The organism is Prochlorococcus sp. MIT 1307 (genome assembly GCF_034092395.1).
GTDB lineage: Bacteria > Cyanobacteriota > Cyanobacteriia > PCC-6307 > Cyanobiaceae > AG-363-K07.
The window spans coordinates 492,815-506,928 of record NZ_CP139301.1; the positions used below are offsets into that span (position 1 = coordinate 492,815).

The 14,114-nt window shown below is 37.1% G+C and carries 18 protein-coding genes; 12 read left to right on the plus strand and 6 right to left on the minus strand.

The features are described 5' to 3' along the window. Positions 1-34: 34 nt before the first annotated feature. The 3 genes from SOI82_RS02570 (at position 35) to SOI82_RS02580 (ending at position 1,353) form a co-directional block, all read left to right on the plus strand. Positions 35-205 (plus strand): chlorophyll a/b-binding protein, encoded by a 171-nt coding sequence (locus SOI82_RS02570; protein WP_320667819.1) that lies wholly within the window; start codon positions 35-37, stop codon positions 203-205. A gap of 487 nt (positions 206-692) precedes the next feature. Then, positions 693-890 (plus strand): hypothetical protein, encoded by a 198-nt coding sequence (locus tag SOI82_RS02575; RefSeq protein ID WP_320667820.1) that lies wholly within the window; start codon positions 693-695, stop codon positions 888-890. Positions 891-1,215: 325 nt separating this feature from the next. Next, on the plus strand, positions 1,216-1,353 hold the full coding sequence (locus SOI82_RS02580; protein WP_320667821.1) for a hypothetical protein: 138 nt from the start codon (positions 1,216-1,218) through the stop codon (positions 1,351-1,353). 38 nt (positions 1,354-1,391) lie between these two features. On the opposite strand, the gene SOI82_RS02585 is transcribed toward SOI82_RS02580, so the two are convergent. Next, a complete protein-coding gene (locus SOI82_RS02585; RefSeq protein WP_320667822.1) occupies positions 1,392-2,006 on the minus strand; it encodes a DUF2939 domain-containing protein in 615 nt (204 codons plus the stop codon). A 3-nt stretch (positions 2,007-2,009) separates the two neighbouring features. Then, complete coding sequence (locus SOI82_RS02590) at positions 2,010-2,369, minus strand: hypothetical protein (protein ID WP_320667823.1); 360 nt, start codon at positions 2,367-2,369, stop codon at positions 2,010-2,012. A 372-nt stretch (positions 2,370-2,741) separates the two neighbouring features. Between SOI82_RS02590 and SOI82_RS02595 the strand changes: the two genes are divergently transcribed. The 4 genes from SOI82_RS02595 (at position 2,742) to SOI82_RS02610 (ending at position 6,209) form a co-directional block, all read left to right on the plus strand. Next, positions 2,742-3,104, plus strand: a complete 363-nt coding sequence (locus SOI82_RS02595) for a hypothetical protein (protein WP_320667824.1) — start codon at positions 2,742-2,744, stop codon at positions 3,102-3,104. An 805-nt stretch (positions 3,105-3,909) separates the two neighbouring features. Next, positions 3,910-4,677: a glycosyltransferase gene (locus tag SOI82_RS02600; protein ID WP_320667825.1), complete on the plus strand. Its 768-nt coding sequence runs from the start codon at positions 3,910-3,912 to the stop codon at positions 4,675-4,677. Between the two features lie 230 nt (positions 4,678-4,907). Then, positions 4,908-5,300 (plus strand): hypothetical protein, encoded by a 393-nt coding sequence (locus SOI82_RS02605; protein ID WP_320667826.1) that lies wholly within the window; start codon positions 4,908-4,910, stop codon positions 5,298-5,300. Between the two features lie 339 nt (positions 5,301-5,639). After that, on the plus strand, positions 5,640-6,209 hold the full coding sequence (locus tag SOI82_RS02610; RefSeq protein ID WP_320667827.1) for a hypothetical protein: 570 nt from the start codon (positions 5,640-5,642) through the stop codon (positions 6,207-6,209). A gap of 102 nt (positions 6,210-6,311) precedes the next feature. Here SOI82_RS02610 and ureC read toward each other — a convergent pair whose 3' ends face one another. Genes ureC through SOI82_RS02630 form a run of 4 tightly spaced genes read right to left on the minus strand, consistent with a single transcriptional unit; the run spans position 6,312 to position 9,637 of the window. Continuing rightward, positions 6,312-8,021, minus strand: a complete 1,710-nt coding sequence (gene ureC, locus SOI82_RS02615) for an urease subunit alpha (protein ID WP_320667828.1) — start codon at positions 8,019-8,021, stop codon at positions 6,312-6,314. A gap of 7 nt (positions 8,022-8,028) precedes the next feature. Next, positions 8,029-8,346 (minus strand): urease subunit beta, encoded by a 318-nt coding sequence (locus SOI82_RS02620; protein ID WP_320667829.1) that lies wholly within the window; start codon positions 8,344-8,346, stop codon positions 8,029-8,031. Positions 8,347-8,355: 9 nt separating this feature from the next. Then, positions 8,356-8,658 carry an urease subunit gamma gene (locus SOI82_RS02625; protein ID WP_320667830.1) on the minus strand — a complete coding sequence of 101 codons (303 nt, stop codon included), beginning with the start codon at positions 8,656-8,658 and terminating at the stop codon, positions 8,356-8,358. Positions 8,659-8,704: 46 nt separating this feature from the next. Then, entirely contained in the window at positions 8,705-9,637 is a 933-nt protein-coding gene (locus SOI82_RS02630) for an urease accessory protein UreD (RefSeq protein WP_320667831.1), read from the minus strand. A gap of 151 nt (positions 9,638-9,788) precedes the next feature. Between SOI82_RS02630 and ureE the strand changes: the two genes are divergently transcribed. The 5 genes from ureE to SOI82_RS02655 all read left to right on the plus strand — a co-directional run bounded on the left by ureE (position 9,789) and on the right by SOI82_RS02655 (position 14,111). Beyond that, entirely contained in the window at positions 9,789-10,184 is a 396-nt protein-coding gene (gene ureE, locus SOI82_RS02635) for an urease accessory protein UreE (RefSeq protein WP_320667832.1), read from the plus strand. Between the two features lie 5 nt (positions 10,185-10,189). Beyond that, on the plus strand, positions 10,190-10,864 hold the full coding sequence (locus SOI82_RS02640; RefSeq protein ID WP_320667833.1) for an urease accessory protein UreF: 675 nt from the start codon (positions 10,190-10,192) through the stop codon (positions 10,862-10,864). After that, positions 10,864-11,466 (plus strand): urease accessory protein UreG, encoded by a 603-nt coding sequence (ureG, locus tag SOI82_RS02645; protein ID WP_320667834.1) that lies wholly within the window; start codon positions 10,864-10,866, stop codon positions 11,464-11,466. Before SOI82_RS02640 ends, ureG begins: the two co-directional genes overlap by 1 nt. Positions 11,467-11,583: 117 nt before the next feature. After that, positions 11,584-12,873: an urea ABC transporter substrate-binding protein gene (urtA, locus tag SOI82_RS02650; RefSeq protein WP_320667835.1), complete on the plus strand. Its 1,290-nt coding sequence runs from the start codon at positions 11,584-11,586 to the stop codon at positions 12,871-12,873. Between the two features lie 83 nt (positions 12,874-12,956). Further along, entirely contained in the window at positions 12,957-14,111 is a 1,155-nt protein-coding gene (locus tag SOI82_RS02655; RefSeq protein WP_320667836.1) for an ABC transporter permease subunit, read from the plus strand. The last annotated feature ends 3 nt before the right edge of the window (positions 14,112-14,114 follow it).

A 14,114-nucleotide genomic window follows, 5' to 3' on the forward strand; every position in this document is an offset into this window, starting at 1 on the left:
CCTGCTATAAAGATCGAACTAGGTATTTACCACCATGCCAGTTAACAGGATGCGGCTTGCAGAGGTTGTCAACGGTCGCGCGGCGATGTTTGGTTGTTCAGCTATAGGGATTTCATCCTTAGCAATAAAAACAAATTTGCTACAAATCGCCTTTACCCAAGACATACACTCCTTTTGGCAAGTAATTGGAATATATGCCACTTGAAATTAATCGCTGTATTACAAGCGGACAACCGAAATACCTAACTACGTATCGCATGCGAGAATCACTAGATCTTAAAAGGTATTGACATGCACCAGTCAAACCTAAAAAGGTACTTTTTCCTTTTTATTGCTATCTGGTCGTCATGGTCGATTTGGAACTCAATTCAACCACCCCTAACTAGCTACCAACTCATAGCTTTATTTGCCATCTTTCCAATATCTGCACTTTTACTCGCTTTTTCATTCCTGGAGAAAGATAAAGATGATGATGATTCCAATGGTGGGCTGATGGAGCCAATTTTAATTAGAGGCAGGTCTTAATACGAATAAGAGATAACTTCAAGCCATTTCCCAAGTAAAAACTATATCTTTTAAAGTTAGGCAGTCATTTCAATAAGCCTAAAATATTTAAACTTCAAATGGGATGTCAGCATTCTGCCTAAAACTATATAAAATTATCCTATTATCTGTTTACTCAAAAAAACTAAATGGCTACCGCTAAAGAAAAAAAAGCTGAAGTTAAAGCTCACCTCAAAAAACTACGGTCAGATCTAAGGGAAATGCATCTTGGCGTAACAGAAGAGCTTACTCTTCCAGATCCTGCAGAAGTTAAAAAAGCAATGACTCAAATGGAACAACTTTTACAAGTTGTAGAGCCTAAGTCTGCAAGAAAAAGCAAAAAATAAAATCTTGAATATTTACTATTATTTTAACCATAAGTATAATCAGATGTATTGACTAAGCGTCCTATATATTCAACTTAGAAAGAAATCTACTTGACAGTAAAACCTAAAAGTTAATTAGCACCACAGAGGCTCTCATCTCAAGCCAGAAGCAAATAAGCAAAAAAACCTATCAAAAAAACAACAAGACTCCCCAAAGAAAGGGCTATTAGGTTAAACAGGTAGGCCTTATTACTTAGGTACTTAATCTGCAGTAATTAAATTTGATATTGGTTATAATTCTATGTTATAAGGTTTGAATTCGATTATCAGTAAAATGGGGGAATCAATGAAGGATTTATCCTTAGTTGAAGAGGTAGATAATGTTGATTCTTATTTTGAATGCATCTCATCATGCTCTTTAGATGCAGAAGGTGTTGAATGTGTAACGCGATGCGTTGAAGTTCACCTAAAAGAAGAGAGTTAAATTTCCATATTTTTGATAATTGGTATAGTTGCAAGATTTTATCTGAGGTTCAAAAAGTCAGAAGGGATAATAAATGAAGATAGTTTCCATTTAAAAAGTCCATTACGTTGCCAAAAAGCTTTAATAGGGGTTTCAGTACTTGATTTCTGACTACTTAGTACAAATAAATTTAGGTTGGAATAATAAAGTTTTATTTGATTTTTTTCTTTTTTAGAAGCCTTACTTTGGGAAGTGTCACTTTGGTTTGATGACTTTTGTTTTGAATTAGATTTTTCTGAAGATTTATTATCTTGGAGGATAGTACCATTTTCGAGCAAAAGTTTCAGACCTCTTGGAGTTACTGTTGCATCTACAATTCCATTGACTAAAGGGTCAATAAAAATTAAGCTTAAAGTTCTATATGGCTTAAGGTTGAAATCTCCAGTAACAGCTTTAGTTAGAGCCAACTTTATCTGAGGTTTTAGACTTTTTCTAACTGATGGAAAATTTATGTAATTAGCATAAGTAGTTTGATCTTGATTCTTAAGAGCCTTTTGAAATTCAAATAATGCAATATATGGAGAAATATAATAACAGGTACCTAATAAAGTTGAAGATAAAATTATTATTCTAAGAAAATACTTTTTTGGACTAAATTCAATAGTGAATTTCATTTTTTAATTAAAAAGCGAATTTGCGGTGGAGCAATTACCAAGTTTTTTCCAACGTTCTAAGTTCTGTTCTATGTTTAAAAACTCCTTATCAGTATCAGTGTACTCTTGAGCTTTTATTAAGGCTTCAAATGCTTCTACTCCAAATTTACTGGCATATCTTTGATTTATACAGGCCTTATACTTAACCCCATTTTTTAACTCTTCCTCTCCTTGGCGTAAATACCCCTGAGCTAAGTCACTTTTCTCTCTCCACTCAAGCATGTACTTTTTAAAATTAGTTTGTTGATCTTGTGCGTATGTATAATCACTTAGACTAACAATAGTAAGTATAAAAACTATAATTGCTAAGATTTGATGTAACATGAATGAAAAAGAAAAGTTGAAAATAAAGTCTTTTACTTCCTAGTGAAATTATCTATTGTATTCAGTATGACTGAAATAAAATTTGCTTTATAAGTATAGCCATAATAGAGGACAAAGTGAAATGTATTTTAAATTGCCCAATAACTTGCTATCAGACTCGTCATAATTGATTCATAGGTACTAATAGGAGTTGTGGATCAAGTTATTGAATTCCAAGCTTAAAAAAAAAACTGAGTATAATTTCAATGTTATATAAAATTATTGTCTTAGTAGCTAAAAGTTAAAAATTTCATATTAGATGCGATATATTTCTAGTAGTATGGAAAGAAGGCGTGTTCGATAAATTAGAATATCAAAACCAGCAAACAGAAAATGAATAAAACAAACCTTTTCCTCATGTCTTGCATAGCCTCTTTAGTAGGGGGTTGTGCCTTGATAAATAAAGTTGAAGAAGTATTCATACCAGATGAAAATACGGTTGAGATGAAAGAAACCAAAAAGAAAACTATTAGTATTACTTGTAGTCAAGGAAAAATAAAAGATCATACAGAAAAAGGTTGGAAAGTTATTGGTACTGAGGAAAAAGAAGTTCCTTGTAAATGGAAAACAAAAAAAGCAAAGCGTAATTGTAACCCCAAAAAAGACAAAGGTTGCTTAATAACAGTACCTGATGAATACGGAAAGGAAATAATATATTTTCTAGAAAAAGAAAGCCTTATAGACAAGAGAAAATAGTTATTAAGTGCCCAAAGATGTTGTATCAGATTTACTGAAGTTAATTATAATACTTATAAAATTCGTTTTAAAAGGTTTCTAACTATAAGTTTTACTAGAGTTCTTTTTTTGAACTCGTTTATAATGTCCGATATAAAACCATCTCCAAGTTGGTATCATTGTAAATAACCAAACCCAAACTATGTATTCGTAATTTGCATCAAGATTTGAAGTGTTACACAACTCTGATACACCCAATTTTTGACTCTGTTCTAAACGATCCTCTAAATTTCTGCATAGCAGATAGCCATGTACTCCAAGGAAGCCTATGGTCATCGAGGTAGGAACTATTGCAAACAAAGCGGCTAAAACTAAATTTCCTAGTTTTAGTCTAAGATTAAGATCCTTAGAAATACTCATACACGGAGGAATTTACTTGTCTTCCTTGATTCTAAACACTTTATAACATAAGAAGCCATGTTAGGCAATAAATTATACCTAAATACAAGTATATGGTTGTATTAGCTATCCAGACTATCTTTCAGAAAAAGTAAAATCTTTAGGCATCCAATGTTTTTTTTAACTAAGCCTTTTCACTATAATATTCCTAGAAAATAGATTTGAAGATAAAATAATAGGGCAAAACCATAAATAAAATTGATGTGGTTTCTATTGGTAAGATACAATTGATTATAAGGTTATAGATATAGGTTTAAAGCAATTATCATAAATTAGTTAACCAAGCGCTAGAAAGTATCCAACTCTCTAAGAAGTGCTATAATTAACAAGTAAATAGGCTAGCTTCTTGACAAGTAAATGTGTTTAAATGAATAAGAACATCTCACAAATCTTCCTAACTGATTTATCAATAGATCTTCCTATTTTTTTGTCAGATGCAAGTAACTCAATAAAGAATAAATTTAAAGATTATGAACATAAAGTATATAACAATGAAGAGCTTAGGTTTTTTATTAAATCAAATTTTGATTCTGAGGTTTTGTGGGCATACGACGTCTTAAAACCATATTCTTATAAATCAGATTTAGGGAGATTTTGTCTTCTATATCAGCAAGGAGGATGGTATTTTGATATTGCAATCAAATGCTTATCAAACTTTCAAGTGTGTTCAAATGTCGATATGATTTGCTTTCGTGATGAGCAGAGACATTCCTCAACTTCATGGGCTGTAGCGGGAGGGATAATATGGTCAAAATCTGGCAATAATATTCTATCAACTGCAATCAAAATGATTATTCAAAACTGCAGGGAGCGCTGGTATGGAAGAACTCCTTTATGCCCAACAGGTCCTTCACTATTTGGAGAAGCAATCGCCAAGGAAAATAGAGATAAGAATATAATATTTGGTTATTTAGATCGCCCAAATATACCATTTACCAAAAAAAATATCCCATTTCTTAGAAAATTATTCAAATCAAAATTCAGATTGGCTAACCACAAAACCTTTGCCTTAGTAAAGCCTGCATCTGGAGGTGATCTTAAAGCCTTAGGAGTCCATGGATCAAATAATTATAATCAATTTTGGAAATCTAAAACTGTTTATAATGATATACCTTTTACACTAAATTATAAATAAGCAGAAGCGACGTATTATCTTATATGCCCAATATAAATTTTTAAGCAAATATTTGATTGTTTATTAAACAAGATCGTAGACTAGATTAAATATTCAATTTTCTTAATCTATCTTGCTAAAGATTATTTAAATTATTCTGCCAGGTCATACATTTCGTTTATATGGCAATGTAATGGTACAACCTATAAAGTAGGGAGGCTAAGTCCTTCAATATTAAAAAGTAATTCATCATGAGTGAATTTCCGTATTTAGTCGCCCTAGCTTTATTTGAACAAGAGGGTAAGCGTTTTATGCCCATAGGAGGTAAGTCACTACAGGATCCAATTAAAAATGATGCTATACCAGACAATAAGATTGAGAGAATTGCATTAGAACTACTGTTGCGATTAATAGAAAAGAGTGATAATGGTTCAATTCAAAGAGTAAATGGAAAAAAAAGCTTACTGATAATGCAAATCCCAATGGAAGTTATGCAAGAAAAGCTGCCAAGGATTAAGGCCGATTGGATCCAAACTGGAGAAACTGAAATATTTATCGAAAACCTTTGTGCACTATGCCATGGTGTATGGAGTATAGAATTTGCAAAGTATCAAGGTCTTGTAATGGAAGCTATTGATAAATAACTGCTTACGCTATAAGTCTTCCTATCGAATAGGTATTATTAATTACAAATAGTTTTGATATTAAATGCAAAAATGGCATTATACATCTTTTAAATCTTAGATTGTTTCTATAATTAAACACATTTAATTAAACTCTAGATTAGTATTTAGGGTTATACCTTAAAAGCCATAGTCGTAAAGAAGAAGGTACTCCTACAATGGATCAAATTAGGGAAAGAAATAAATGAGCTTGTAAATTTATTTACAGTCCATTGGCCTAACTATTCAGATGCAGTTAAAATGTAAAAGAATTTTTACTTCAATGATAAAATTCTGGGTATTATTTTAAGATTAATCATTATGAGTTCAAAAAGATCTATTTCTAGTCAGGGCTCTCATTTTGACAAAGATCTTGATGGGCAACTTGAAAGTCGACCTGAGGCTCTGAAAGGTAATGAACTTTTAGAATATGTAAACATTAATAGACGTCAATTAAATGATAATGGTGATAGTTTATGTATAGGTGCGGGTTATGGGGATAAAAGCGAGGATGGGTCAACGACTTGTCGACTTGACCTATTTAGTACTGAACTAATCAAGGCGAAAAAAGCTTCACATTTATCTAATAGCAAAGAAAAGGCCAAGGGAGAGATCTTAAAAACCTATAGCCTAGATACACTAAAAAATATCGCCGAATTAGGTTGTATATCTGGTAAAGCCTATAAGCATTTACAAATATCAGAAAATGAGCAGTTTTTCGATGACAACAAATATGAAATAACTTGTTCTCTTGAAGATCAGTTTGGCAATGGCTACCTTAAAAATAGTGCAGAAAGGGTTGGAGGAGAAAATTCACATTGGAAGCATAGAGCTGTGTGGAGGTTTATAGAAATGATCGCCATTGAAGAAGTAGCTAAGTCAAACAAATAAGATTTTAATAGATTGCTGTATATATAAGCTATCTCCTCTCAATATTTTCAAAGAATACCATTTCATTATTTAATATATTAATCCTACTTTTCAAAATGGTTCTTAGAGCAATAGATACCTTTGAGCTAATGGAAGTACATCCGCAGGCTCACAAGTAAGCAGCTCACCATCAGCAAAGACTTCATAGGTCTGAGCATCTACTTTTATAGATGGCAAGGCATCATTAGAACGCATACATTTCTTTGAAATATCGCGTGTATCTTTAACCGCTACGCAATTTCTCTGAAGTTTGAGAGCATTAGGAATATCCTCCTCCATAGCTGCATTACTAAGAAAAGTAAGACAACTTGAAGCTAAAGCTCCTCCAAAGGCTCCAAACATAGGTCTTCCATGAACTGGCTGGGGAGTGGGGATTGAGGCATTTGCGTCTCCCATTTGAGCCCAAACGATGGAACCTCCTTTGATAACAAGTTCTGGCTTAACGCCAAAAAAACCTGGTTTCCAGAGAACTAGATCTGCCAACTTTCCAACTTCTATAGAGCCAATATAATTGCTCATTCCATGTGCAATTGCAGGGTTAATAGTGACCTTGGAGATATATCGCTTTAGTCGATTATTATCATTTCTACTTGTATCTTCAGGCAAAGGTCCTCTTTGTACTTTCATTTTATGTGCAGTTTGGAATGTTCTGCTGATCACCTCGCCTACTCTTCCCATTGCTTGTGAATCACTAGCAATAATTGAGAAAGCACCTATATCATGAAGGATATCTTCAGCGGCAATAGTTTCGCGCCTTATCCGAGATTCAGCGAAAGCAACATCCTCCGGAATTTTGGGGTCCAAGTGATGGCAAACCATCAACATGTCCAAGTGTTCTTCTAATGTATTTCGTGTATATGGTCTTGTCGGATTCGTACTACTTGGCAGTACATTAGCTTCACCACAAATTTTGATAATGTCTGGAGCGTGACCACCTCCAGCACCCTCAGTATGAAATGTATGAATAGTGCGGCCATTAATAGCTCTAATCGTATCCTCTACAAAGCCAGCTTCATTTAAAGTATCTGTATGAATACAAACCTGAACATCCATTAAATCCGCAACTTGCAAACAACAATCAATAGAAGAAGGTGTAGTGCCCCAGTCCTCATGAAGTTTTAACCCACAAGCCCCAGATCTGACCTGTTCCTCTAATGGCTTAGGAGAACTTGCATTACCTTTTCCAAAAAATCCCAGATTGACTGGTAAGGCTTCAGCAGCTTTTAACATTCGCGATAGGTGAAACGCTCCAGGCGTGCATGTAGTCGCGTTTGTTCCAGTTGCTGGTCCAGTACCGCCTCCAAGCATTGTTGTAATGCCACTAGCTAAAGCTGTTTCTATTTGCTGAGGGCATATGAAATGGATATGTGTATCAATACCTCCGGCCGTAAGAATCTGTCCTTCACCAGCTATTGCTTCAGTACTCGGACCAATGACTATATTTACACCTTCTTGAGTGTCTGGATTACCGGCCTTTCCTATAGATACGATTTTTCCATCTTTTATCCCTATATCAGCCTTAACTATTCCCCACCAATCAAGAATTAATGCATTAGTTATTACAGTGTCAACTGCTCCTTGGCTTCTGGTTCGTTGTGATTGCCCCATACCATCTCTAATTACTTTTCCACCTCCAAATTTGACTTCGTCTCCATAGATTGTGTGATCTTGCTCTACTTCAAGAATTAAATCAGTGTCGGCTAATCGCAGCCTATCGCCCACTGTTGGGCCATAGGTTTCAGCGTAAACACGTCTAGGAATTCGATAAGACATAAAAATTTCAATCCATTGATCCGTTAATTAATCCGTTAAAACCAAACGCAAGTCGAGCCCCTCCAAAAGGCACAAGATTTACTTCACGTTGATCACCTGGCTCAAAACGAATGGCTGTCCCTGCAGGGATATCAAGTCGTTTCCCAAGAGTTACTTTTCTATCGAACTCAAGAGCCTTGTTGGATTCATAGAAATGGAAGTGGGAACCAACCTGAACAGGACGATCACCCTTATTAGAAACAGAGATAGTAGTTACAGGACGACCTACATTAAGGTCAATATCTCCAGGTTGAGGAATTAATTCTCCAGGAATCAAAATAGTCATAATTGATTTTTAACGAATTGGATCATGAAGAGTGACAAGTTTGCTGCCATCAGGGAAAACGGCTTCTATTTGCACTTCATCAATTAATTCAGGAACTCCTTCCATAACTTGATCACGACATAGCCAGGTTGTACCCTCAGACATCAATTCAGCAACAGTTTTACCGTCGCGAGCACCTTCAAGAATCTGAAAGCTTAACCAAGCTATTGCTTCTGGGTGATTGAGTTTTAAACCACGATTTAATCTACGCTCCGCAAGAAGCGCAGCTGTAAAAACAAGCAATTTGTCTTTTTCCTGAGGACTGAGATGCATAAAATTTACTAACTAGAATCAGTGTGACAAATCCAGAGGTTTTTGGTCATTCCGTATTGCACATAGTTTCGTTATAAGGTTTTTCTTGCATTGGCCAAACTCTTAATGGTTCAGGAATGCTTAATTGTCGCAACCTACGAGTATGTCTCCAGATACGAAAGAACCAAAATCTTGCAGCCTGAGTTGATGGCCCTATGTAACGAGCAGAAATACCATGATCGAGAGCACTACAACTCATCCCACCTTCTAGTCCAACCCGCTCTAAAAGAGAGTTCTGAATAAGTTCATTCAAGACTTCCTTGGAGAAATAAGTAGGTGCAACCCAGACCATAGAGCCAAAAACTGGTTGATTCCCCATTCCATGCTCAGATGAAAGTGCATTTCCTGCTAACTCCAATCGATCAACAAACTCCCATTGTTTTTTTTCGGACCAATGTCTACAAATCTCTAGATGAGAGCGCCAACAACCACTACCTAACATTTCACCAGCAGCAGTACGACCAAGGCGCACTATGTCAGTACAAATAAAACTAGAGTCTTGGTGAAGATCAACAAACATAGTCTGTTCAAAGAGACTCTCGCCAAAAAGTACAATTTCCTGTGGTAACCATTCTAGATCAGCATTTTTATTTATTTCTAAATAACAATTTTGCTTTGCCCATTCTCCTTCTGGGTGAAGAGTTGAAATACCAATAGAACCATATACTTTCTGAGCTGCAACAGTTGTAATTAGTCCACTAGTTCCTGACTCTGCTTTTACTTTCATTGTGAGTTGGTCACCTCCAACTAAACCTCCGGCAGTATGAAGTAGTGGGACCTCAAAACGTCCATCAACATCACTAGACCCTCGAAGAACTTTAAATGGAGCACTACAACTCACCTGATGAGAAGTGATTGAATTAGATACCCCAGCACAATCAGATCTCCTGATAAACCTCAGATCGCAAGTCCCATGCCAGGCAACTTCTTTTGAACTCATGAATTCATAATAAAAACTTGCCGAAATTCCACTCTGTTCCCTTAAGAACCTAATCTTTTGTTATTTCATACATCCTAAACAAGATTAAAAATTGTCAGCTCCTCCCATTTTCTTAAATAAGGTACTTCATATAAGAAGCCCCCAGAACTCTTTGATTCTTTCACTCTCTGCAAAGGAGCGAAGGTATTTAAGAGGACGAAGACAAACCCTGTGTGGACAAGAAGTACTTTTGCATCTCCCGAGGGAAGGTCCGCTAATGGAAGGAGATGTTCTTGCAGGAGAAAATCGATTTCCAAAAGTTGTAGTAAGAGCTGCTGTCGAAGATTTATTAGTAGTGCGCACAAACTCATTATTGGAATTAATTAAGGCTTCTTATCACCTTGGAAACCGTCATGTTGAACTGGAATTACACTCTCAAGAGCTTTTCTTATTAGACGATACAGTTCTAGCTAAGATGTTAAGAGGAAGAGGTCTTAAAGTTGAGAAGATAAGTAAGCCTTTTTTCCCAGAGTTAGGTGCTTACTCTCAAGTTCATAGACAAGCTTAATTTCTATGACCTCCCTAGGAATGCTTCAACTAGTTAGCCCTGCTTTGCCTGTTGGAGCATTTAGTTATTCAGAAGGGCTTGAATGGCTTATTCACACAGGAAAAATCAAAAATGAATCAAACATTTTTTCTTGGCTAGAAGGAGAACTTTTAAGAGGACAGATTAGAATCGAAGCTGCTGCCCAAACCCCTATTAGAGAAGCCCTAACGAATTGGAAGCTAAATAATGATTCAAAGACAAAATTGATTGTTTCTGATCTAAATAGTTGGTTATTAGCACTACGTGATTCATCCAATATGCGAGTTCAACAACGTCAAATGGGGAAATCACTTCTTCAACTACTTGACGATTTGGGACACCCTTTACCAGATAATACTAAAAATCTTTCTTGGACAATTGCGTGGGGTTGGGCTGGCTTGGCTTGGCATTTGTCAAAGTTGGAAGTAATCCAAGGATATCTATATAGCTGGGTTGCTAATCAACTCAGTGTTGCAGTTAGATTGCTTCCTCTTGGGCCAACTAGAGCTCAGTATTTCCAATCTGCTTTTTTACCTTTGATAAGCAACCAGGCTGAACTACTGCTAAACACTGATCCGCATCAAATATGGACTGGAGATGTTGGCGCAACATTCGCTCAGCTATCCCATTCTGAACTCTATACACGATTATTCCGAAGTTAATGAGCAACGCACTAAGACTTGGGGTTGCAGGGCCAGTTGGTTCAGGCAAAACAGCACTTGTTGAATCACTGTGCAAACGGCTACGCAATCAATTGCAACTAGCTGTAGTTACTAATGACATCTACACACAAGAAGATGCAAAGTTCCTTACCAAAGTTGGTGCATTAGAGCCTGAACGCATTCGAGGAGTTGAAACAGGTGGCTGTCCGCATACAGCCATCAGAGAAGACTGCTCAATTAATCGATCAGCAGTGGAAGATCTTGAGCGTCTTTTTCCTGATCTTGACTTGGTATTTGTGGAAAGTGGAGGCGACAATCTTGCGGCAAGCTTTAGTCCAGAATTGGTAGATATTTGTATCTACGTCATAGATGTCGCAGCAGGAGACAAGATTCCTCGAAAAGGAGGGCCTGGAATTACTCGTTCAGACTTACTTGTAATCAATAAAATTGATCTTGCTACAATGGTCGGTGCCAATCTAGAGATTATGAGACGAGATACTTCATTAATGCGAGGAGAGCAACCATGGTGTTTCACCAACCTTCAAAGCGGTGAAGGCCTAGATAAAGTAGTTGAATTCTTGTATAAACAACTACCTAATTAATTATTTGGTATACCTATTCATCAATAAAGGTATAGACCGATACATATTGAAAACCGGCTCATTAATAGCTTCTAAATCCTCGAATGTCATAAGGGCGTTCAATTCATTATGAGGAACATGTCTCTTTCCAAGCGGCTTTTTTTAGGATTGACTTCAATTCTTGTTGGAACAACTGTCACAGCTTGTGGGGGTGGAAGTCAATCTACAGAGTGTCCAGATTGTGATGATCAAGTAACGGTAGGAATCCTGCATTCATTAAGCGGGACTATGGCTATTTCTGAAACCACTTTGGTGGATACTGAAAAAATGGCAATCGAAGAAATCAATGCTGCGGGAGGCATTGAGGTAGGTGGCAAGAAATACGAAATCAAATACATCGTTGAAGATGGAGCTTCTGACTGGCCTACATTTGCAGAAAAATCAAAGAAGCTAATCGATCAAGATAAAGTTCCTGTTGTATTTGGTGGTTGGACTTCTGCTAGCCGCAAAGCAATGCTTCCGGTTTATGAATCCAAGGATGCCTTCCTTTATTATCCAATTCAATATGAGGCTCAGGAATGCTCCAAAAATATTTTTTATACAGGAGCGACCCCTAACCAACAATCTGAACCAGCCACAGATTTCATGTTTAAACGCTCGCCAGCAGCTGGCAAGCCTTTCTTCTTAGTAGGGTCCGATTACGTCTTCCCCCGAACTTCAAATACAATCACAAAAGAACAAGTCAAAGCTCTTGGTGGAACTGTAGTTGGAGAAGACTATCTACCATTAGGCAATACAGAAGTTGCTCCCATTATTGCTAAAATCAAAAAGGCACTTCCTACTGGTGGCGTCATTATCAACACATTAAATGGTGATCAAAACGTAGCTTTCTTTAAGCAAATTCAGGATGTAGGTATTACACCTCAGAATGGCTATTACGTAATGAGCTATTCGATTGCCGAAGAAGAAATTAGTACTATTGGGCCTGAGTTTCTAGTCGGGCATTACGGTGCCTGGAACTACATGATGTCAATAAATACCCCTGCTTCCAAAAAATTTGCTAAAAGCTTTAAGAAGAGATGGGGTAACGACAGGGTAGTTGCAGATCCACAAGAGTCTGCATACAACATGGTCTACTTATGGAAAGCAGCTGTAGAGAAAGCAGATTCATTTGATGACAACGCAGTGAGGGAAGCTCTAGTAGGAGTCAAGTTCAATGCTCCTCAGGGGCCAGTTGAAGTAATGCCAAATCATCACCTCTCACAAACTGTCCGGATTGGTCAAATCACCTCTAGTGGACAATTTAAAATTCTCGAAACAACTCCTGGTCCAGTTTTACCTCAAGCTTGGAACCAATATGAGCCAAGCTCTAAAGGGTATGCATGCGATTGGACTGACCGTCGTAAAGGAGAACGGTACCGCCTTTGATCTGATAGATCCTGCCATGATTTACTAAATGACGGGGAGTTCAAGCGATTGGCTCCCCATTAACAATTCAGAATTTTTTACTAGTGCAATTAATCCTTGAAAGCCTTTTCAATGGAGTTGCAATAGGCTCCGTACTTCTTATTGCAGCCCTTGGATTAGCAATTGTTTTTGGTCTTATGGGTGTTATTAACCTCGCTCACGGGGAATTAATGATGCTTGGTGCCTATTCGACCTATGTAACACAATTAATTTTTAAACTGCCAGTTTTGAAGCCGTTCTATAACGCCTATGTAATTGTTGCTATAGGAGTTGCATTCGTAGTTAGTGCTTTAGTTGGAATTCTTTTAGAGAGGACAGTAATAAAGCGTTTATATGGAAGTCCACTCGAGACATTACTAGCGACATGGGGGGTAAGTTTAATACTCCAACAATTTGTTCGGAGCGTTCCTCTGGCTTACGGAGCAGGGCTTGTAATCTCTTTGCTAACGGCTCTTATTCTTCCAAAATTATTACCAGAAAATCTTTATGAGAATAACCGCAATCATTTAGTAAGGTTTGGAACCTGGGCTTTTTCAGCCATGATTGGGGTCATTACAGCAAGTGGATTGTCTACAACAATTAGCAAAATAAGTCGAGCAAGTTCAAGAAATGTCGACGTAACTGCACCTTCTTGGATGAGAGGTGGGGTCGATTTCTTGGGAATAACATTCCCCATGACTCGTTTAGTGATAATTGTAATCACAATAATTGCTGTTATAGCAGTAACTTGGTTTCTAAATCGCAGTGTCTGGGGGATTCGCATTCGTGCAGTCACCCAAAACCGATCAATGAGTGATTGCTTAGGAATATCAACTGAAACTGTTGACATCCTTACCTTTGGAATAGGCTCTGGACTTGCAGGAGTTGCTGGTGTAGCTGTTTCTCTTTTAGGTTCCGTAGGACCAAATGTTGGTAGCAGTTATATCGTTGGTTGTTTCATGGTAGTAGTGCTTGGGGGGGTAGCAAACTTACTTGGCACTATCATTGCCTCCTTCAGTATTGGCATCATGACAGATCTTATCGGTGCCGGTCGATTGCTCACTATCTGGCCTCAAATGCCAGGACCATTAGCTTCAACGGTTGATTTCTTTGCCACAACAAGCATGGCAAGAGTATTGATTTTTGCCTTAATAGTTATCTTCCTTCAATTCCGTCCAGCAGGCTTATTCCCCCAAAAGGGACGAATGGTCGATGTTTAACTC